This window comes from Rhizobium sp. CFBP 8762 (assembly GCF_014841565.1).
GTDB lineage: Bacteria > Pseudomonadota > Alphaproteobacteria > Rhizobiales > Rhizobiaceae > CFBP-8762.
Genome location: NZ_JACYUD010000004.1, coordinates 1 through 21,353, shown reverse-complemented (window position 1 = coordinate 21,353; position 21,353 = coordinate 1). Strand labels below are relative to the sequence as shown.

Annotated in this window: 17 protein-coding genes; 9 read left to right on the top strand and 8 right to left on the bottom strand. The window is 56.9% G+C overall.

The annotated features are described in order from the left end of the window. Nucleotides 1-3: 3 nt before the first annotated feature. Together IFT84_RS10695 and IFT84_RS10690 are read right to left on the bottom strand one after the other, a co-directional pair. Nucleotides 4-747: an SDR family oxidoreductase gene (locus IFT84_RS10695; RefSeq protein WP_192119193.1), complete on the bottom strand. Its 744-nt coding sequence runs from the start codon at nt 745-747 to the stop codon at nt 4-6. Then, nucleotides 740-1,486 carry an SDR family NAD(P)-dependent oxidoreductase gene (locus IFT84_RS10690; protein ID WP_342212867.1) on the bottom strand — a complete coding sequence of 249 codons (747 nt, stop codon included), beginning with the start codon at nt 1,484-1,486 and terminating at the stop codon, nt 740-742. Before IFT84_RS10690 ends, IFT84_RS10695 begins: the two co-directional genes overlap by 8 nt. 117 nt (nt 1,487-1,603) lie before the next feature. On the opposite strand from IFT84_RS10690, the gene ydiJ reads away from it, so the two are divergent. After that, nucleotides 1,604-4,678: a D-2-hydroxyglutarate dehydrogenase YdiJ gene (gene ydiJ, locus IFT84_RS10685; protein WP_192119191.1), complete on the top strand. Its 3,075-nt coding sequence runs from the start codon at nt 1,604-1,606 to the stop codon at nt 4,676-4,678. 45 nt (nt 4,679-4,723) lie between these two features. Then, nucleotides 4,724-5,455 (top strand): FCD domain-containing protein, encoded by a 732-nt coding sequence (locus tag IFT84_RS10680; protein WP_192119189.1) that lies wholly within the window; start codon nt 4,724-4,726, stop codon nt 5,453-5,455. 163 nt (nt 5,456-5,618) lie between these two features. On the opposite strand, the gene IFT84_RS10675 is transcribed toward IFT84_RS10680, so the two are convergent. From IFT84_RS10675 to IFT84_RS10650, 6 genes are all read right to left on the bottom strand, one after another. Then, nucleotides 5,619-7,304: a thiamine pyrophosphate-binding protein gene (locus IFT84_RS10675; protein WP_192119187.1), complete on the bottom strand. Its 1,686-nt coding sequence runs from the start codon at nt 7,302-7,304 to the stop codon at nt 5,619-5,621. Between the two features lie 120 nt (nt 7,305-7,424). Continuing rightward, entirely contained in the window at nt 7,425-8,618 is a 1,194-nt protein-coding gene (locus IFT84_RS10670; protein ID WP_192119185.1) for an NAD(P)/FAD-dependent oxidoreductase, read from the bottom strand. A 9-nt stretch (nt 8,619-8,627) separates the two neighbouring features. Beyond that, complete coding sequence (locus tag IFT84_RS10665) at nt 8,628-9,440, bottom strand: NAD-dependent epimerase/dehydratase family protein (protein ID WP_192119183.1); 813 nt, start codon at nt 9,438-9,440, stop codon at nt 8,628-8,630. Nucleotides 9,441-9,456: 16 nt separating this feature from the next. Continuing rightward, nucleotides 9,457-10,668 (bottom strand): pyridoxal phosphate-dependent aminotransferase, encoded by a 1,212-nt coding sequence (locus IFT84_RS10660; RefSeq protein ID WP_192119181.1) that lies wholly within the window; start codon nt 10,666-10,668, stop codon nt 9,457-9,459. After that, a complete protein-coding gene (locus IFT84_RS10655) occupies nt 10,665-12,326 on the bottom strand; it encodes a hydantoinase B/oxoprolinase family protein (protein WP_192119179.1) in 1,662 nt (553 codons plus the stop codon). Before IFT84_RS10655 ends, IFT84_RS10660 begins: the two co-directional genes overlap by 4 nt. A gap of 10 nt (nt 12,327-12,336) precedes the next feature. After that, nucleotides 12,337-14,421: a hydantoinase/oxoprolinase family protein gene (locus IFT84_RS10650; RefSeq protein ID WP_192119177.1), complete on the bottom strand. Its 2,085-nt coding sequence runs from the start codon at nt 14,419-14,421 to the stop codon at nt 12,337-12,339. Between the two features lie 321 nt (nt 14,422-14,742). Here IFT84_RS10650 and IFT84_RS10645 point away from each other — a divergent pair, with 321 nt between their 5' ends. From IFT84_RS10645 to IFT84_RS10615, 7 genes are all read left to right on the top strand, one after another. Beyond that, on the top strand, nt 14,743-15,858 hold the full coding sequence (locus IFT84_RS10645; protein WP_197975528.1) for a branched-chain amino acid ABC transporter substrate-binding protein: 1,116 nt from the start codon (nt 14,743-14,745) through the stop codon (nt 15,856-15,858). Nucleotides 15,859-15,935: 77 nt separating this feature from the next. Beyond that, nucleotides 15,936-16,853, top strand: a complete 918-nt coding sequence (locus tag IFT84_RS10640) for an ABC transporter permease subunit (RefSeq protein WP_192119175.1) — start codon at nt 15,936-15,938, stop codon at nt 16,851-16,853. Nucleotides 16,854-16,867: 14 nt separating this feature from the next. After that, nucleotides 16,868-18,160: a high-affinity branched-chain amino acid ABC transporter permease LivM gene (gene livM, locus IFT84_RS10635; RefSeq protein WP_192119173.1), complete on the top strand. Its 1,293-nt coding sequence runs from the start codon at nt 16,868-16,870 to the stop codon at nt 18,158-18,160. After that, complete coding sequence (locus IFT84_RS10630) at nt 18,157-18,975, top strand: ABC transporter ATP-binding protein (RefSeq protein WP_192119171.1); 819 nt, start codon at nt 18,157-18,159, stop codon at nt 18,973-18,975. The genes livM and IFT84_RS10630 overlap by 4 nt, the downstream gene beginning before the upstream one ends. Further along, the gene (locus IFT84_RS10625) at nt 18,972-19,673 is read left to right on the top strand and encodes an ABC transporter ATP-binding protein (RefSeq protein WP_192119169.1); all 702 of its coding nucleotides are present in this window, start codon (nt 18,972-18,974) and stop codon (nt 19,671-19,673) included. Before IFT84_RS10630 ends, IFT84_RS10625 begins: the two co-directional genes overlap by 4 nt. A gap of 44 nt (nt 19,674-19,717) precedes the next feature. Then, nucleotides 19,718-21,148 carry an aldehyde dehydrogenase family protein gene (locus IFT84_RS10620; RefSeq protein ID WP_192119167.1) on the top strand — a complete coding sequence of 477 codons (1,431 nt, stop codon included), beginning with the start codon at nt 19,718-19,720 and terminating at the stop codon, nt 21,146-21,148. Between the two features lie 11 nt (nt 21,149-21,159). Beyond that, nucleotides 21,160-21,353, top strand: a 194-nt coding sequence (locus IFT84_RS10615) for an electron transfer flavoprotein subunit beta/FixA family protein (protein ID WP_446737588.1), incomplete at its 3' end; no start/stop codon positions are given.

The window sequence follows — 21,353 nt, the reverse complement described above, 5'->3', positions numbered from 1 at the left end:
ACGTCAGTTCTGGTCAGCTTTTACCATCGTACCACCACCGGCTGCCTGGTCGGTCGGGAACACTTCCAGTCGTGAGACGTCGACAAAGCCCGGTAAGCTGATGACATCCGTAATGATTTTCGCAATGTTTTCCGGTTGGATCGATCTGTAGCCGTCGTATAACAAAGCTTTGGCTTGCCCACCCGGTATAGAGGTTCGGTAAAGCGATGTTTCGACCCGGCCGGGAACGATCTCGCTGACCCGAACTGAGGTTCCCAAAAGGTCGCATCTCAAGTTATCGCAAAACAAGCTGAGCCCTGCTTTAGACGCGCCATAGGCACCCATATTAGGGTAGGCAGATTGCCCGCCGCTGGAGCCAATGTAAATTAGATGGCCGCGCTTTCGCGCGACCATGCCGGGCACCACCACGCGGGTCAAATGCATGGGCGCCTTCAGATTGATGTCGATCATACTATCGATTTCCGAGGGGTCCATGTCCTGAAACGGCGCCCGCGTCGACAAGATTCCGGCGTTGTTGACAAGGACATCCACCTCCACACCCTCAAGTGCACCGGCAATAGCGGCTACATCACGCACATCGGCACGAATGGAAATCGCGCCACTTGCCTGCTGCAATTCGTGCAGGACAGTTTCGTTGCGGCCGACGGCATATACAGTCAACCCACGCTCACGCAATGCCTCAACCGTTGCCCTTCCGATGCCGCTCGTCGCGCCGGTAACCACAGCAACGCGGTAGGTATCAAACATAGATATAACCTCCACTGACGACGACGTTTTCACCTGTTGCATAGGTGTTGCGGCTCGATGCCATCATCACGATCCATTCTGCCATTTCCACTGGTTCTGCAGCTCGACCAAGCGCGCTGGCTTTCGCCAGTTCCGGCAGAAAGCCCAGTTCCTTGGCGCGATCGGTTGCAAAACCGGCGGGCGCAACGGAATTGACCAAAATCTGATCCTTGGCCACTTCCTGAGCAAAGGATTTGGTAAGGCTAACGACAGCTGCTTTCGTCGCCGCGTAATGCGCGTTTTGCGGGTGTGCCTTGAAAGCGTCGACGGACGTCACATTGACAATACGCCCCGTCACATTCGGCCTGTCATTACGTGCAAGATCGACATAGTGCCGCATATGGTTCACGGCAGCTACCATCATATGGTAGGTGCCTTTAACGTTGATAGCATTTTCCAGATCCCAGTCCTCGTCCGTGATCTCCAGAATGGGACGGCGCGGATAGATGGCTGCGCTGTTGACCAGAACGTGGATCCGGCCCAGTTTTTCGGCAATCTGTTGAAAGCCGCCATGGGCGGTTTCCGCTCGGGAAATATCCGCCACGGCTACCGCAACCTCGGCCCCAAGGTCCGCGAGAGTGCGCGACGCTGCGGCGAGCAACTCCTCATTGCGATCGATCAACCCGATCCTGCTTGCGCCATGCGACATCATCAGCTTGGCAGTGGTTAACCCCAAGCCAGAGGCGCCCCCCACAATGATGACAGTTTAATTCTTCATGGTTCACCCTCAACGTTTTTTCTGTTGTCACGAAAATCTGTATGTTATCACTTATATGTAAACTTTTCTTTGGCTCAAGCATTTTCTGACGGTTTTCACATGATCCCACGACTGCGTGCAGCGACCCGTCCCCTTCCGCTTTTGGAGGGTTTTGCCCGAACGCTGGTTGATGAAGGCTTCGCCGGGGAGGTGGAGATAAACGCGTCGACACGCACGGTCTATGCGACCGATAACTCCATCTATCAGGTAGAGCCCGTGGCCGTCGTTTTTCCCAAAGGAGTTGACGATCTGAAAGCCTTGACGCGGGTCATGTCCGAACCGCACCATGCTTCCATGGCATTGACACCCAGAGGCGGGGGAACGGGAACCAACGGGCAATCACTGACCTGCGGTGTCGTGGCGGACTGTTCCCGCCATATGACGCGCATTCTGCACATAGACCCGGTGCGCCGCGTCGCACGGGTCGAAGCAGGTGTCGTCAAGGATCAGCTGAACCAGGCACTGAAGCCCTACGGCCTGTTCTTTGCGCCGGAACTTTCCACATCGAACCGTGCCACGCTGGGCGGCATGATATCGACGGATGCCTGCGGGCAAGGGTCGTGCCTCTACGGAAAAACCAGCAATCATGTGCTTGGGCTGCGCATCGTTCTGATCGATGGGACGGACTGGTGGTCGCGTCCTGTCGACGATGCGACCCTTGGCGATCTTATGGCCCGCACGGACCGCATCGGCGCCATTCACCGCGTGGTGGACACGATTGCGCGCACCGAGCAGGACCGGATCAAAGCCGTCTTCCCCAACCTCAACCGCTACATGACCGGGTACGATCTAGCGCATATCCGGCGGCCCGATGGACAGTTCGATCTCAATTCAATTCTGTGCGGGTCTGAAGGTACGCTTGCCATGATTGCCGAAGCAGAGCTGAATCTGGTGCCGATCCCGGCGCATGCGGCTCTGATCAACATTCGCTATGCTGATTTCAACACGGCGCTGGAAGATGCGCGTTCCTTGGCAGCACTGAACGTCGCATCCGTGGAGACAGTTGACGAACGGGTGTTAAGCCTTGCCAAGAACGACATCATCTGGACCGGTATTGCGAAATACTTTCCCGATGACGCCGGAAAGACTGTGAATGCTATCAATATTGCTGAGGTCATCGGTGATACGCAGGATGAGGTGGAGGCACAGTTGGCCCGCGTTGCCAAAGCCCTTGATACAGGCACGCAGGGTCGCCATTCCGGATATACGATCGCCCGTGGTCACGCGGATGCCGAGGCAATCTGGGCCATGCGTAAGCGGGCGGTGGGACTGCTTGGCAGCGTCGATGGACCGGTCCGGCCCGTTGCATTTGTCGAGGATACGGCAGTTCCGCCCGAAAATCTGGCGGCTTATATCCGCGAGTTTCGTGCTTTGCTGGATGGCGCCGGCATCGCTTATGGTATGTTCGGACATGTGGACGCGGGCGTTCTGCATGTGCGACCGGCACTGGATCTTACCCGCGACGACCATAAGGCCGCCGTTCGCAGTATAACCGATGCGGTTGTCGGCCTGACCCGTCGCTATGGCGGGGTGTTGTGGGGCGAGCATGGAAAAGGTGTGCGGTCTGAATACGTTCCGAAATTTTTTGGTGAGTTGTATCCGTGCCTACAGGATATCAAAGCCGCATTCGATCCGGAAAACCGGCTGAATCCGGGAAAGATCGCGACGCCGAAGACGCAGGCTTTGCTGAAAATAGATGAGGTGCCGTTACGTGGCTTGACCGACAGGGTGATCGGCAACGATATTCGAGCGGCGTTCGACAATGCAGCTTATTGCAACGGCAATGGTGCCTGCTTCGATTTTGATCTCACCAGCCCGATGTGCCCCTCGTTCAAGGCCACCGGGGATCGACGATACTCGCCTAAGGGGCGTGCGTCCTTGATGCGGGAATGGCTGAAACTTCTGGCAGAGAAAGGCATCGATCCGCAACGCGAGGCCGAACGGTTGCGCCGCGCCCCGCGCATTCTGCAATGGCCGATGCGGGCTTTCCAGAGTTTGGACCCCAGAAACCGCAAGGACTTTTCGCATGAGGTGCGGGCGGCGATGGATACATGTCTGGCCTGCAAGGCCTGCGCAGGGCAGTGTCCGGTGAAAGTCAGCGTTCCGGCGTTTCGCTCCAAATTTCTTGAAGTCTATCACGGGCGGTATCTGCGACCGCTCAAAGATCCGCTCGTCGCGGCTATCGAGTCGACCCTGCCATGGATGGCAAAAGTGCGACCGCTCTACAACCTCATGGCGACCTCCGGTTTCGGAAAAGCCGCGCTGCACTTGGCCGGCCTTACAGCTCTGCCGCAGATCCCGCCTGTGTCCTTGAAAAGGGAGGCTGCAAGACTGGGTGTGACGGTCGCGACCATAGAGCGTATGGAAAGCCTGTCCGCCCATGAGCGGCAAAATGCAGTCATCATAGTAGCAGACACATTCACAGCGCATTTCACTCCGCAGGTAGCAATTGCGACGATCGAGCTTGCCCGCAAGATGGGGTTCTCGCCCTATCTTGCAGCACCCGTTACCAATGGAAAAGCGTTGCACGTCCACGGCTATCTGGGCCGGTTCAACAGGATCGCCAAACGTACTGCGGATTATTTCGACCGTCTGTTTGAAACGGGGGTGCCGTTGGTGGGGATCGATCCGTCCATGACGTTGACCTTTCGCAGCGAATACAAGACGCTAAACGGGCGCGCCATACAGGCGAAGGTGCTGTTGCCGCAGGAATGGCTGGCAGCGAACCTGAACCGGTTGCAGCCCGTAGATCAACATCCGACTGCAACCCGTTATCGGCTGATGCCTCACTGCACCGAGCGCACCAACGCGCCGGCCGCCATGGCGCAATGGAAATCGGTTTTTCAGCACCTTGGTGTTACGCTGCAAGCCATTGATGTGGGTTGCTGCGGCATGGCGGGAACTTTTGGGCACGAGGTTCGCAACCGGCCCATATCCGAAAAGCTGTACGATATGAGTTGGCGCCGTGAAATTGCCGAGGGCAACGATGAACTGGTGTTGCTGGCAACCGGATACTCGTGCCGGGCGCAAGTCAAGGAGATGGATCGCCAACGCATTGATCATCCTGTCCAGATTTTGAACAAAATCGCGGCAAAAACAGTCAATCGGCAGCACAGGGTGTGGAATGATATGTGATATGTGCTAATTACCGGGTTGATCAGGATAACTGGAGCCGATTTCGTGTCGATCATTACACAACGCGGCAATCTTGCTGAAATCGTCGTTGGCAAGCTTTGCGAACGCATGGATACCGGATTGTATTCGCCCGGAGAAAAAATTCCATCCAGTGCGGTTCTATGCGAGGAATTCGGAGTGTCTCGCACCGTCATTCGTGAAGCTTTGACATCTCTCAAGGTTGCCGGTCGGGTCACGACCCGACAGGGTGCCGGCGTCTACGTGACAGAGAAAGATACGAAAGCGCTGAACTTTGAAATCAGCCGCATCGACGATATCCGCTCGGCTCTCCAAATTCTGGAGCTACGTCTGGGAGTCGAGATGCAATCGGTTGCCCTTGCGGCAACACGGCGAACGCCGGAAGCATTGGCCGACATTGCGCGTGCCTATGATGCGCTGGAAGCGCTTGACACTGATGATGCCGAAGTTGAGGCCCGCGCTGATTTCGAGTTTCATCTGGCCATTGCACGGGCTACACGCAACCCGCATTTCCCAAACTTTCTGGAAGCGGTGATGGACAGCATCAATTTTGAGCTGGTTCTCAAGCATCGCCAGTCAGCGCGAGCCTACAGCAGTTACCTGAAGAAAATCAGTAAGGAACATGCAACAATCCTGACTGCGATAACCCAGAGCGACGCAAAAAGCGCGCGCAATGCCATGGCTGCTCATCTGGAAGAAAGTCTCAACCGCTATCGCGCTTTACTGGACGAACCGATGAGCAGCGAAATTCTCTCGTAAGATACAAGCGCTCTAAACTTTATTCCGAAAGCATAATCTTATCGCTCTTCGTTTCACTCCGGTCGGACTATGCTCTGAAGCGGATCATAGGAGCCGAAAACGTCGACCGGTCTTGATCCGGTCGAAGCTTGAACGTTCCTGCGCTCTGGCCGGAACTGTCGCCTTATTTTCCCACTGCTACAGCATGCTGACGGATTTGCGACAGGCTCATTTTTGGTGTGAGCGCTTCGGGGTCGATGCGAATTTCGATCAGCGACGGCTTGCCTGCGGCCTCGCAGCGCTCAAAGGCGCTGTAGAACTCCTCCGTCTTTTGCACCGTTTCGCCGTGCAGTCCGAAGGAGCGGGCCAGGTCCGCAAAGTCGGGATTCGTCAGGCGTGTCCCTGATACGCGACCGGGATAGTTGCGCTCCTGATGCATGCGAATGGTTCCGTACATGCCATTGTTGATCACCAGAAAAATGACATGAGCGTGATATTGCATGGCTGTTGCCAGTTCCTGACCGTTCATCAGAAAACAACCGTCTCCCGCAAACGCCACCACCGTACGCGTCGGCTCGGTAATCTTTGCCGCAATCGCCGCTGGAACACCATAGCCCATGGAACCATTGGTCGGCCCAAGCTGCGTTCGATACGTGCGATAGCGGTAAAAACGATGAGCCCAGGCGGAGTAATTGCCTGCACCGGTGGTCAGGATGGCGTCCGGTTTCAGGTGGCTTCGCAGCCATTCCATGATCTCGCCCATCTGCACGGGACCGGGAATGTGCGGGTGTCGCAGATTGTCCAGATAATCGGCATGAGCGGTTTGCGTCCAGTCCCGCCATAACGGCGTTGTTGTGGGTGCCAGCTCTGCCGCTTGCGACAGAAAACCGACGACACTGGCGTTGATCGGCAAGGTGGCGTGGTAGACGCGTCCCAACTCGTCCGCGCCGGGGTGGATATGTACCAATGTTTGCTGGGGAACCGGTATGTCAACCAGCGCGTAAGCGCCGGTGGTCATCTCGCCCAGGCGCGCGCCGATGCAGATCAACAGATCGCACGTCTTGACGTGTTCAATGAGTTTCGGCCCTGTCGCCAACCCCAGATCACCGGCATAATTGGGATGATGGTTGTCGAACATATCCTGGCAACGGAAAGATGCCGCAACCGGCAGGTCGTATGCTTCCGAAAACCGTCTTAGATCGGTAACCGCCTGTTGCGTCCAGCCGCCGCCGCCGGCGACGATCAACGGTCTGCGTGCGCTGCCCAGGAGGCGTTGCAGCGCCTCCAGCTGGGCTGTGCCGGCGTAGGCTTCCACGCGCTTGTAGGCCGGGGTATCGGCAACACTGACCATATCCGTCAGCATGTCCTCGGGTAGCGCCACGACGACCGGGCCCGGACGGCCGTTCACTGCACGATGGAAGGCTTGACTAATCAGCTCGGGAATACGCGCAGCATCCTGGATTTCCACCACCCATTTCGCCATCTGGCCGAACATGCGGCGGTAGTCGATCTCTTGAAAGGCTTCTCTCTCCATCTGATCGCGCGCCACCTGGCCGATGAACAGGATCATCGGCGTTGAATCCTGAAAGGCGGTGTGCACGCCCACGGACGCATTCGTTGCGCCGGGGCCGCGTGTTACAAAGCAAATCCCGGGCTTTCCCGTCAGCTTTCCATAGGCTTCCGCCATGTAAGCCGCGCCGCCTTCCTGACGGCAGATAACAAATTCAATATCGTCGCTGGCGTCATGCAGCGCGTCCAAGACAGCAAGATAGCTTTCACCGGGCACGCCAAAGGCACGGTCCACACCGTGTATGCGCAAGGCATCCACCAGAACCTGGCCGCCGCTGCGCTTGGCAGTTTCATGCTTCATGGGTTTGACCTTTCGGTTAGAGCATGCCTCGGGGAAAACGAAGAGGTTTTCACGTCCGGACCATGCGACAAAACAAGGAGTTGGAGCACGCCCGGTGAACACGCGCTCACCGGACGTGCTCTAGATCACGGCCTCTTCAAGGAATGGTCGGTTTGCCGCCACGCGTTCATAGCCGAATGGCGACAGATCAAGCGTTTTGAACCCGCCATAGGTGATCAGCTCTGACAAGCCCCGTCCCATGGCGGGAGACTGCTGCAAGCCGTGGCCGGAAAAGCCGTTGGCGAAGAGGAAATTGGTTACCTCGGTATGCGGTCCCAGCACAACATTATGATCGAGTGTGCAATAGTCGTAATGTCCGGCCCATGAGTTGACGACCTTGATCGCTTCAAACGCCGGAACGCGATTGGCCAGAACGGGCCAGATCTCCTCGTCGAACTCATCATGCATAACGTCAAAATCGTTCGGATCGACCTCTGGGTCGTGCTTGGGATAGGTGCCCATCAAATAGAACTTGCCCTCCGGGCGGAAGAAAACGCCCGTTGGATCAATAGTCAGCCCAACCTTGCCGTCCAGTGGCGTGCGGCAATCGACAACGAAAAGTGAGCGTCGGCGCGGCTCCATGGGAATATCGAGGCCTGCCATATGCGCCATAACCTTGCCATTGGTGCCCGACGCGTTGACCATGACGCCACAGGCTATCGTCTGACCGCTTGCCGTGGTGACTGACACAATCCGGTCAGCTTCCCGATTGATGGCTACAACTTCGTCTTCGATGTACTCGACACCGCTAAAACGAGCCTTTTTGCGAAAACCCTGCAACAAACCAACGCTGTCGAACCAGCCTTCGCCCCGCTCGCCGGTGCTGGCAAGCGTCAACCCGTCGAGATTGAGCCAGGGAAACCGCGAGCCGAGATCATCGGGCTCAAGAAGGGAGACCTCCGCGCCGCACGCAACCTGCGTATCGTGGTTACGCCGCAGGACCTGTTCACCACGCTCATCGTCCGCCAGAAACAGATAGCCAGCCTCGTGGAACCCGATCTCCGGCGTATCATCATCCACCGCGACATTCTGCCGGAAGTTGCGAATGAACTCGGTTCCGAACTGCGAGACCTTGACATTGATGGCATTCGAAAACTGGTGGCGGATGGAGCTGGATGACAACGCCGTTGCCGAACGCTGATAGGTCCAATCCTTCTCAATGACGAGAACAGACCCTGTAAAATCAGGGTTTGTCGCGAGGAAATACGCGGTGGAACTGCCGACAACGGCGCCACCCACAATCACGACATCATAAGACTGTCTGGATGCCTGCATGACGACGCCTCACTTGCTTTCATCTTCGAAATGACCAGCGGCGGTGAAACTGCCGCCCTGGAACCGCACGGCAAAATCCTCCGGATCGCCTTGGCGTGTCTTTGCAAAGACGGCCTGCGCGTAGTCATCGGCGCTGTCCTGCGGCTTGTATCCAAGGGAAGCAGCCGTGCGGTTGTCCCAGAAGGCGCGGCTATTGTTGGACATGCCATAGGCGACCATAAAGCCGACGCGCTCGGCAGACAGGCATTTTTCCACCAATTGGCGGCAATCACGGTAGGAGAGCCACGTAATCAGATGGCGACGGTCGGTTGGCTCGGGAAAGCACGAGCCAATGCGCAGGCAGACGGTTTCGATGCCGAATTTGTCGAAGTAATAGCGTGCCAGATTTTCCACGAATGTCTTGGACACGCCGTACAGACTGTCAGGACGGGTCGAAACATTGCCGTCAATGGTTTCCGTCCGCTCGTAGAAGCCGATGGCATGCACGGAGCTTGCATAGACGATGCGCTTGACGCCGTGCTGGCGGGCTGCCTCGTAAATATTGTAACTGCCGACAATATTGGCGTCCAGAATGGTCTGCCACGGGCCTTCAATGGCCTGCCCACCCATGTGGACAATGGCATCACAGCCTTCCACAGCTTTCGATACTGCGTCGAAATCGGCGAGTTCGGCTGGAAAGTCCTCTTCGTGGGCCTGCAGATTGGTACAGGCGCTGCGTGCAGATAGACGCACAATTTTGCCCAGTCCGGTGCCCGACTGGCGTAACTGATGTCCGAGCGCACCGGCAGCGCCGGTCAGTAAAGTACGGTTGTAATCGGTCATGATCGGTGCCTCTCAATCAGCGAAGTTTGGCCAGCGCAGCAGCGGTGCGGTCTATGGCAATGGCGAGGTTTTCACGAGATGTGGCAAAGGACAGCCGAATGTAGGCTTCAACGCCGAAAGCCGCACCGGGAACCGTCGCCACCTTGCCTTCTTTCAAGAGATAGGAGGCAAGGTCGGTATCACGGCAAATGGTCGTGCCATCGGGAGCCGTTTTGCCAATATAGGCTTCGCATTTCGGAAACAGATAGAATGCACCTTCGGGTGCGCGCACATTCAGTCCCGGGATAGCACCGAAGCCGTCCGCCACCAGAGTTCCACGCGCCCGATATTCTTCAACCACGGTGCGCACGAAATCCTGCGGTCCGTTCAGTGCCTCGACCGCCGCGTATTGCGTGATGGACGAGGGGCACGTGGTGCTCTGTGATTGGAGCTTGTTCAGCACCCTGGTTAAATCCCGTGGGCCTGCGGCATAACCCAGCCGCCAGCCGGTCATGGCATAGGCTTTCGATACGCCGTTGATGATCAACGTGCGGTCCTTCAAATCCGGGCAGGCTGCGGCGAAGGATGTAAACGGCACATCACCACAAACGATGTGTTCGTAAATTTCATCCGACATGATCGCCACATGCGGATGGCGCAGAAGCACATCGCCCAGCGCCTTGAGTTCTTCGCGCGAATAGATGGCACCGGTCGGGTTGGACGGGGAATTGAACAGAAACCAGCGCGTTCGGTCAGTGATGGCGGCTTCCAGACGCTCCGGCGTCATTTTGAACGCATCTTCAACGCCACAGGCAATGATGCGGGGCTTGCCGCCATGCAGGAGCACTATATCGGTGTAGGACACCCAGTAAGGCGCAGGCACGATAACCTCGTCGCCCGCCTCCAGCGTTCCGAGAAACGCGTTGAACAAAATCTGCTTGGCGCCGTTGCCAATGGAAATTTCGTCCAGGGCGTAGGTCAGACCATTTTCGCGCTGGAACTTGGCGATGATCGCCTGACGCAGCTCCGGCAGGCCATCGGGTGCGGTGTAGCGGGTTACACCTTTGCGCATGGCCTCCACCGCCGCGCTCACCACATTGTCGGGTGTGTCGAAATCCGGCTCGCCGAGTGAAAGGTCTATGACATGCTCGCCTTTAGCCCGCATCGCCTTTGCCGCCATGGAAACCGCCATGGACGGCGATGATTTGATGGCCGATGTGCGGATGTTCTCGAATGCTATCGTGCTCATTCCCGTGCTCCGCTGTTACCATCGTAAACGACGGCCTGCTCCTCGGTGATATAGCCGTGCGTGATGTCATGACTGACCGCCTCGGCCGGGCGCGATGATGGATCACCATAGCCTCCACCACCGGGAAGCGACAGCACGAGACGGCGTCCCACCGGCACGAATTGCAAGCCCTTGCCTTTCAGCACAGTGCCGTCATCCAGTTCAACCTTGCCGGATGCGCCGTCCAGTCCGCCATTACGCCCGCGTGCGGGGTGGCTCAGCCGATCGAACATTGCTGAAAAGCGGAAGCTGTATCCGTCTGCTGCTTCAATCTCGATCATCTGGCCGAGGCCACCGCGTTGCGCTCCCGCCCCACCGGAGCCCTCGCGCAACTCCTTGCGCCAGATGATGACGGGGCCAACGTTCTCAGTGGCCTCGATCGGCATGGTGTGGACACCACTGGGAAACGCCGTGGCATTCAACCCGTCCAGCGCGGCGCGCGCGCCGGAGCCACCAGAATTGAACATGAGGATTTCCGCACCCTTGTTTCCGGTCTGCTCCGACACCGGGCGAACGCTCATATGCAGGTTCCAAAGCGCACTTGCACCCTCGGCGGGAACCTGTCCGGGCAACGCCTGATGCAACGCACCGAGCACCAGATCAGGTACGAAATGGCCCAACACATGGCGCACTGCCACTGGCGCAGGACGCCGGGCATTAAGAATACAACCCTCTGGCGCAACGACATCGAAGGGAGCAAGAGAGGCAGAATTATTGGGAATATCCGGCGCAACGACGCATTTGATGCCATAGCATGCATAGGCTTTGGCATAGACTAGCGGCACATTGATGCCAAACTTGCTCATGCCCGATGTGCCATCGAAGTCGACGAGCACACCCTCGGGCCCTATTGTCAGTGCGGCAGCCAGATGGACCGGCTCATCGTAACCATCAAGGTCGAGGCTGTAGTGCCACGATCCGTGCGGCAGATCTCTCAAGCGTTCCAGCGTCGCCTCACGGCTGTTTTTCAGAATGAATTCACCGATGGTCGAAAGATCATCGAGCTTGAATTCCGTGAGCATATCGAGCAGGCGACGATGCCCGGTCTCGTTACAGGCGGCCAGCGCATGAAAGTCACCGACAACCTTGTCACTTTCGCGCACATTGTTGCGCAGGATATGAAGGAGTGTCGAGTTCAAGGTGCCGCGCTCGGCAAATTTCATGATGGGGATGAAGAGCCCCTCTTCATACACCTCGCGTGCATCCGGTCCGAAACCACGTCCGCCAATATCCACGACATGGGCGGTGGATGCAAAATAGCCGACAAGCTGACCCTGATGAAACGACGGGGTGACAACCGTGATATCGTGGAGGTGGCCCGTGCCCTTCCAAGGGTCGTTGGTAACGTAGACATCGCCTTCGAATACATTGTCGGGTCCGATATCGGCAATGAAATGGGCTACCGATTCAGCCATGGCGTTGACGTGACCGGGGGTGCCGGTCACGGCCTGCGCCAGCATCCGGCCTTTCAGGTCGAACACGCCCGCAGACAGGTCCCCCGCTTCACGCACGGAGGTGGAGAAAGCAGTGCGGATCAGTGTCTGCGCCTGTTCCTCAACCACGGAAATCAAGCGGTTCCACATCACCTGCATGTGGATATCGATCATGGATTGATGCATGGGTCTATCCTTAATGGCGGGTGACGAGAAGGCAGCCGTCGCGCTGGACGGTGGCCTTGAAAGAGGTAGTCACCACGGTGGACGTCTCGCGTTCCACGATGATGGCCGGACCTGGAACCACTTCGCCCGGTTTAAGCGTCGCTCGTTCAAAAATACCCGCATCGACATAGACACCCTGACGTGCCTCAAACAGCGGACGGGTGGTTTGCGGCTGCGCCTGACCTGCTTCGTCCACCGCCGCAACAGGGGTAACGGCTGGCAGGGGAGAGCTGACCTTTACCGACAGGCTGACGATTTCGACATCAAGGCCATCGATGGCGCGTCCGAAGAACTGTTCGTACGCCTGCGTGAATCGGGCGTGGATGGACCCGGTGCTGGCAGCGTCAAATGTCTCTTCCAGCAGTGGAACGGGGATATCCCAGCCCTGACCGGCATACCGCATGAACAGTGTGCGCTCGACAATCGGGGCACCGGCGTCCATGCCGCCCTCGACGAAACCAAGGGCTTCAGCCTTCATGGCGTTCAGCAGACGGTTGGCCTCGCCATGGTTGAAAGCTGTTAGATTAAACACAGCACTGCGCACGGATTCATAACCGAATGGCGCTCTTAAAAAGCCGATGGCCGAGCCCACTCCGGCACCAGCGGGCACCAGAAAGGTTAAAATACCCATTTTTTCACACAAACGAGCGGCATGAAGCGGACCCGCCCCGCCAAATGTAATCATGGTGAAATCGGAAATATTCTTACCGTTCTCCACCGTGTGGACGCGACCGGCATTGGCCATGTTCTCGTCCACCATTTCGCACACGCCAAATGCGCTGGCCTGCGGATCAAGCGCGATGACCGAGCCGATGACATCGGTCATCGCCTGCCGGCTGGCGTCGACTGACAGTGGAATGGCACCTCCGGCAAAATGATCCGGATCGAGTTTGCCGAGTATCAGGTCTGCATCGGTAACCGTCGGGCCGGTTCCGCCGCGTTGATAACAGGCGGGGCCCGGTTCGGACGCAGCCGAGTGCGGACCGACGCGAATCTGGCGCATGCCATCGACACCGGCAATGGAGCCACCACCCGCGCCGATTTCCACCATTTCCACAACCGGAATAGAGATCGGCATGCCGGAGCCCTTGCGAAACCGGTAGGTCCGCGCGACTTCAAATGTTTTGGCCGTTTTGGGCACTTGATTTTCGATCAGGCAGATTTTGGCGGTGGTGCCGCCCATATCGAAGGACAGAACCCGATCCAGATTGTGGTGTCGGGCGATATCGGCTGCGAAAATTGCTCCGCCTGCCGGACCGGATTCCACGAGGCGCACCGGAAACTCGGCCGCGCTTTCCACCGACACGATTCCGCCGCCGGAATGGATCATATAAACAGGGCAGCCGACGCCGATATCCCTTAGCGAAACGACCAGCCGATCAAGGTAGGATTTGATAGCGGGCTTTACATAGGCATTGGCGCACACCGTATTGAAGCGCTCAAATTCACGCATTTGCGGCGAGACTTCAGATGAAATGGACACGGAAACATTGGGCAGATGCTGCAAAATAGCATCGCGCACAGCAACTTCATGTGAGCCGTTGGCGTAAGCATGAATGAAACCGATGGCAACGCTTTCATATCCGCCGGTGGCGATGGCATCGACGACCACGCGAACAGACTCTGCGTCGAGATCCAACAAGACCTTGCCTTGTGCGTTCATGCGCTCACGCACGACAAAACGGTCCGCGCGGGCAATCAACGCAGGCGGCAGGGTAATGTTGAGGTCATACTGCTCGAAGCGGTTTTCCGTCCGCATCTCCAGCACATCGCGAAAACCATGTGTGGTCACAAATGCTGTTTTTGCGCCGCGTCGTTCAATCAGGGCGTTCGTGGCAAGCGTCGTTCCATGAATCAGGATATTGATGTCGCAGAGCGCAATCTTCGCTGCGTCGGCAACCGCCTGAACGCCCTTGAGGATCGCACGTTCGGGCGCCGTATAGTCGGTCAAAACCTTGGTTGAATGAAGCTCGCCGTCAAGATCGAGCGCGATATCGGTAAAGGTGCCGCCGATGTCGACGCCGACGCGGCAGTTTCTTGGTGTGCTGTTCACCATTGTGTTCCCCAGTTTCTTTTTGCCCAAGGCAAAGCCTCAGCGCCGATGCAGCCGTGACGGCTTGTATCCTGCCATTCTTCTCCAAGACCTGCGGCAGCGCAACATTTCTGCTTGACGAGAAATGTATATGTCACTTATCATATAAGTGTCAACTTGAAATGGCATCGAATTTTACTGTGAAATCGTACAATCCGGTTTTCAGTAGTCTTATTTATACAGCTATTTCAGATAGATAGATAATCACAAAACAACGAATGCAGGGCCAACCTGCATCGGGCGAAGTCCAAAAAAGCAAAACTTCAACCAGAGGGAATCCATAGCATGATGTCTTTTTCTAAAGTTTTCGCACTCGGCCTGCTGGCGTCCACCGCGTTTTTGACGCAGGTCTTTGCTGCTGACACCATCAAGATCGGCGTCGCCGGTCCTTATACGGGCGCCAACGCAACATTCGGCGAGCAGGTCTATGCCGGCGTCTCGACCTATGTCAGCGACGTCAACGCGTCCGGCGGCGTCAACGGCAAGCAGATCGAACTCGTCAAGGGTGATGATGCCTGTGAGCCCAAGCAGGCCGTTGCTGTTGCCAACCGGTTTGTGGATCAGGATAATGTCAACGCTGTTATCGGCCATTTCTGCTCGTCCAGCACGATTCCGGCCTCGGAAATCTATAATGATGCTGGCATCCTTCAAATCACGCCGTCGTCTACCAATCCGACGGTGACCGAGCGTGGGTTCGATAATCTTTTCCGCGGATGCGGGCGGGATGACCAGCAGGCTGTGGTGGCCGGGGGGTTCATCCTCGATACGCTGAAGCGCGACAAGATAGCGCTTGTTCATGACAAGGACACATATGGCCAGGGACTTGTCGATGCGGTCAAGAGAACGCTTGACGAGCGCGGCATCAAGCCCGTGCTGTATGAAGGCCTGACGCGCGGAGAACGGGATTTCAACGCACTCGTCACGAAGATCAAAAGTTCCGGCGCCAACGCCGTCTACTTCGGGGGCCTTATTCCCGAAGGCGGGCCGTTGATCCGCCAGCTTAAGGAGCAGGGCGTTGATGTGGTGTTTGTCAGTGGTGACTCCTTTGCCCAGGCAGAACTGGTCACTGCCACCGGCGGGCCTGCAAACCTCAAGAATGTGTACTATTCCGCAACCCCCGATCCACTCGAAGATCCGGCAACCAAGTCGGTTCAGGAGAAACTGAAGGCTGCCAACGTCACCCCCGCCAATTACGTTCTCTACGGTTACGCCAATGCGCAGGCTGTCGTTGCAGCTTTGAAAGCCAGCGGTGAATTGAAGTCGCAAGCGGATTTCCTGCGCAACAACGTCGTCGACTCGGCCATTGGCAAGCTTACGTGGGATGCCAAGGGCGACATTAAGGACTTCCAGTTCGTTTTTTACACCTTTGATGAGAAAGGCACAGCGGTACTCGTCAAGTAACGTCCCGTCACGTTGCCCAGCCGGACCCGTGCGTCCAGTTGGGCAACCCGTGCCTGTTCAATCTTTAGGGGTTCGCGATGGACGTTTACATTCTCATTCAACAACTGTTCAACGGTATTACGCTTGGGACGATCTATGGTTTGATCGCCGTGGGTTATACCATGGTTTACGGCGTGATCCGCATGATCAACTTTGCCCATGGCGACGTTTATATGGTCTCGGCTTACATCGCTGCCATCACATTGGCGGTGCTGGGATTTTTCGGCATTCAGTCGGTGCCGTTTGCGCTGGTATCGGTTCTCGTCATCACCTGTGCCGTGACTGCGGTGTACGGTTGGGCGATTGAGCGGGTGGCCTATCGCCCCCTTCGCGGCTCAACCAAACTTGCACCGCTGATTTCAGCCATCGGTATCTCCCTTATGTTGCAGAGTTATGTGCAAATCGCGCAAGGCGCGCGCGATCAGGGCGTGCCAACGCTGATTTCCGGTGCGTTCCGCTTTGGCAACGATGTGCACTTCGCTCAAATCACCTACATGCAGGCCGTTATTCTCTGTGCGTCGCTGGTTGCTATGGGCATCCTGACCTACGTGATCACCTATACCCGCATCGGGCGGCAATGCCGGGCAACCCAGCAAAATATTCGCATATCCGCAATTCTCGGGGTCAATACGGACCGGATCATTTCTACCGTCTTCGTTATCGGGGCAGCAACGGCTGCGGTGGGCGGTACGCTGGTCACGTTCAATTACGGGTCGTTCAATTTCTTCATAGGCTTTGTCATGGGAATCAAGGCCTTCACTGCCGCTGTGCTGGGTGGCATCGGCTCTCTGCCCGGTGCGGTACTTGGCGGACTTCTGCTCGGTCTCAGCGAAGCGTTGTTTGCCGGATATGTCAGCACGGACTACAAGGACGTCTTCGCGTTCGCTTTGCTCATCATCCTATTGTTTTTTCGCCCTTACGGTCTTCTTGGCCGCCCGGAAATCCAGAAAGTCTGATGGAGCTCACGCCGATGAAATCAAATATCCTATCCATGCTTTCCAAACAGGCGCTGCTCACCTTTACCGTCTCCCTCGTGCTGTTCGGTCCGATTTCCGGGCTGATCCTTGACGGCTTCTCGTTCAAAAACGAACTTCTCAAGGCTGTGTCGCTGGCGGCGGTCGTAACCGCAGGACGTGTGGTGATATCGCTGTTTCAGATCAGCGCCATCGGACGAAAACTGGCTGCAGGCCTTGCGTCCGGTCATAATGGAATCACGGTCAAGACCGGGCAGGAAAAATCTCCACTGTTCATTCTGGTGCTTTTGTTCATTGCGGGGCTCAGCCTGCCGTTTTTTGCCGATAAATACTTTCTCGGCATCGCTATTCTAGCGCTGATCTACTGTCTGCTGGGTTTGGGGTTGAATATCGTTGTCGGTCTTGCAGGTTTGCTGGATCTGGGTTTCGTGGCTTTCTATGCGGTCGGCGCCTATCTGCTGGCTTTGGGGTCGCAGTATATCGGTCTTGGTTTCTGGGGCGCGCTTGTCATCGCGCCCTTCCTTGCAGGCCTTTGCGGTATGATACTGGCTTTTCCCGTGTTGAAAATGCACGGCGATTATCTGGCCATCGTCACACTCGGTTTCGGAGAAATCATCCGGCTCGTTCTTAATAACTGGCTTGAATTTACCGGAGGCCCCAATGGCGCGTCCGTACCGCCTCCTACGGTGTTCGGGCTGGAATTTACCCGCACAGCCAAACAGGGTGGCGTGCCTATCCATGACTATTTCGGCGTATCCTACTCGGCCGATTACAAATTCTGGTTCATTTACATCGTGCTGTTCCTGGTCGTCTGCATCGTCATCTATGCCGTCGAACGGTTGCGGGTCATGCCGCTTGGCCGGATGTGGGAAGCGCTTCGCGAGGACGAGGTTGCCTGCCGCTCTCTCGGTGTCAATCACGTGTTCACGAAACTGACGGCGTTCATGCTGGGCGCGTCCACGGGCGGTCTTGCGGGCGTGTTTTTCGCCGTGCATCAGGGCTTCGTCAATCCAACCTCCTTCACGTTTTTCGAATCCGCTCTCATTCTGGCCATCGTGGTGCTCGGCGGGCTTGGCTCTACGGTCGGCGTCATCCTTGCGGCTTTGGTGCTGACAATTCTGCCGGAACTGTTGCGCGATTTCGCCGAGTATCGGGTTTTGGTGTTCGGGATCCTCATGGTTGTCATGATGATGTGGAAGCCACGCGGACTGGTGCGCATCAAGCGGCCTGCATTTTTTCCCGGTGAGGCGGGCAGAGGTCTTCCGGCTGGCGCGGAGGTGCGCCAATGAGAGTCCCCATTCTCGAAGTTCAAAACGTCACCATGCGGTTTGGTGGGGTTGTTGCCAATCGCAATGTGTCCTTCAACGTGGAGCATGGCGCCGTTACCGCCCTCATTGGCCCCAACGGTGCCGGAAAAACCACGATGTTCAACTGCATAACCGGGTTCTACCGCGCAAGCGAAGGCCGTATCGTCCTGAATGCCGAGAGCGGTCCGCAGGATATCGGTAACCTCGTCACACGGCGGATCACCGGCGGCTCCCATCTGGTAACGCGCGCGGGCATCGCCAGAACGTTCCAGAATATCCGGCTGTTCAAGGACATGTCGGTTGTGGAAAATTTGCTGGTGGCGCAGCATCTGGCGACCACGAACTCGCTTCTCAGCGGTGTCTTTCGGACGCCTGCCTTTCGCAAGACCGAGCGAGACGCAGTGGACAGGGCCTACTACTGGCTGGAGCAGGTCAATCTGGTGAGTGATGCCAACCGGCTTGCAGGTGAACTTCCCTACGGCCGGCAGCGTCGGCTGGAAATCGCACGGGCCATGTGCACCGGCCCGCGCCTCATCTGCCTCGATGAACCTGCCGCCGGGCTCAATCCGTCTGAAACACACGATCTGTCGGATGTCATTCAAAGGTTGTGCGCCGACCACGATCAAAGTGTGCTGGTGATCGAGCACGATATGGGGCTGGTGATGCGTATCTCCAACCATATCGTCGTGCTGGATCACGGCGAAGTCATCAGTGATGGCACGCCGGAGCATGTGGGCAACGACCCTGCTGTCGTCGCGGCCTATCTGGGTGTCAGCGAAGAAGAGGTCACCGTATGAACCAGCCGCCCGACCAAACCGTTCCGCTTCTGCAATTCGATGGCGTTCACGCCTATTATGGTCCAGTGGAGGCGCTGAAAAATGTCAGTCTTCACATCCACCCGGGTGAAATTGTCAGCCTGATCGGTGCCAATGGTGCTGGCAAGACGACGCTGCTCTCATCCGTTTTCGGCGCGCCGCGTGTGTCGTCCGGCAAAATCCTTCACCGGGGCGACGATATCTCGGCAACACCAACCAACCTCATCTCCCGACGCTCCATCGCGCTGGTGCCGGAAGGGCGGCAGATTTATCAGGACATGTCGGTGGAGGAAAACATGATCATGGGAACGACGCCCATCGGCATGGATCATTTCGATGAGGACCGCACTGCCATGTTCGGCCTGTTTCCACGTCTGAAAGAGCGACGCAACCAGCTGGCTGGTACCATGTCGGGCGGAGAGCAGCAGATGCTGGCCATTGCCCGCGCAATGATGGCCCGCCCGGAACTCATTCTGTTCGACGAACCCTCGCTCGGTCTTGCACCTCTCGTTGTCAAACGGGTGTTTGAGGTGCTGGGCGAGATTGCCGCGCTTGGCAAAACAATCTTTCTGGTGGAGCAAAATGCCAACCACGCGCTGAAACTGTCGCAGCGCGCCTATGTCATGGTCAATGGCAGAATTCATTTGTCCGGCGAAAGCGCCTCTCTTCTGGATAATTAAGAGGTCCGCAAAGCCTATCTGGGATTGCATTGAACGGAGCCTCCATGCTGCACAAAAACCTCATCTCCGGAGAATGGACAGCAGGCGAAGCATCGTCCAACATCAATCCCTCCAATACCAACCATGTGGTTGGCGACTATGCCCGTGCGACCGCTCAGGATACGCGGGACGCGGTAGCCGCTGCGAAATCCGCGTTTGTTCAATGGTCCCACTCGCCCGTGCTGGAGCGTCACGCCATTTTAAAGACCACAGGCGATGAACTCATGGCCCGGCGTGACGAGCTTGGCCGTCTTCTGGCACTCGAAGAGGGTAAAACCCTGCCGGAAGCGATTGGCGAGGTGATGCGCGCAGGCCAGATATTTGATTTTTTTGCCGGAGAGGTCCTGCGACTTTCGGGGGAAACCCTTCCGTCCGTTCGTCCCGGCGTCGGGGTTGAGATCACGCGGGATTCGGTCGGTGTTGTCGGTATCATCACCCCGTGGAATTTTCCGATGGCGATACCTGCCTGGAAGATCGCTCCGGCACTTGCCTATGGCAATACGGTGGTGTTCAAACCAGCGGATCTTGTGCCCGGATGCGCCTGGGCGCTGATCGACATTCTTCACCGCGCCGGAGCACCAGCGGGCGTCATCAATCTCGTTATGGGACAAGGCAGCGTGGTAGGGCAAACCATGCTGGACAGCGTGGATATCAACGCGCTGACCTTCACCGGCTCCACCTCGACAGGCAGGCGGGTTGCTCTTTCATCGATAGAACACAATCGGAAATTTCAGCTTGAAATGGGTGGTAAAAATCCCTTCGTTGTACTGGATGATGCCGATCTGGCCATCGCGGTCGATGCCGCAGTCAACTCCTCTTTCTTTTCTACCGGGCAGCGTTGCACAGCGTCCTCCCGTTTGATCGTAACCGAGGGCATACATGACCGCTTTGTGCAGGCCTTGATTGAGCGCATGGACAGCCTTGTCGTAGACGACGCGTTGAAAGCCGGTACACAGATCGGCCCAGTGGTAGATGCCGGACAGTTACAGCAGGATCTTGACTATATCGACATTGGCAGAGCGGACGGGGCGAGGCTGGCCTTCGGTGGGGGCCGTATCGAGCGGGACACGCCGGGCTTTTACCTCCAGCCCGCACTGTTTACCGAAGCGACGAACCAGATGCGCATAGCCCGTGAAGAAATATTCGGCCCTGTGGCAGCGGTTATTCGTGTCAGGGATTATGAGGAAGCGCTGGCGGTGGCGAACGATACCAGTTTTGGTTTGTCTTCCGGCATTGCAACCACAAGCCTAAAATATGCGACGGATTTCAAACGGCGTTCGGAGGCTGGCATGGTCATGGTCAACCTGCCGACAGCAGGGGTCGATTTTCATGTTCCATTTGGTGGACGGAAAGCATCGTCTTTCGGTCCCCGCGAACAGGGTCGTTATGCGGCAGAATTTTATACGTCTGTCAAAACATCTTACACACGCGCATAGGAGTGTTGCTGATGAAGGTACTGGTCACGGTCAAGCGGGTTGTGGACTACAACGTCAAGATACGCGTCAAGCCGGATGGTTCAGGCGTGGAACTGGCCAATGTGAAGATGTCGATGAACCCGTTCGACGAAATCTCTGTGGAGGAAGCGCTGCGCCTGAAAGAGGCTGGCAAGGCTTCCGAAGTTGTCGTCGTGTCCATCGGTCC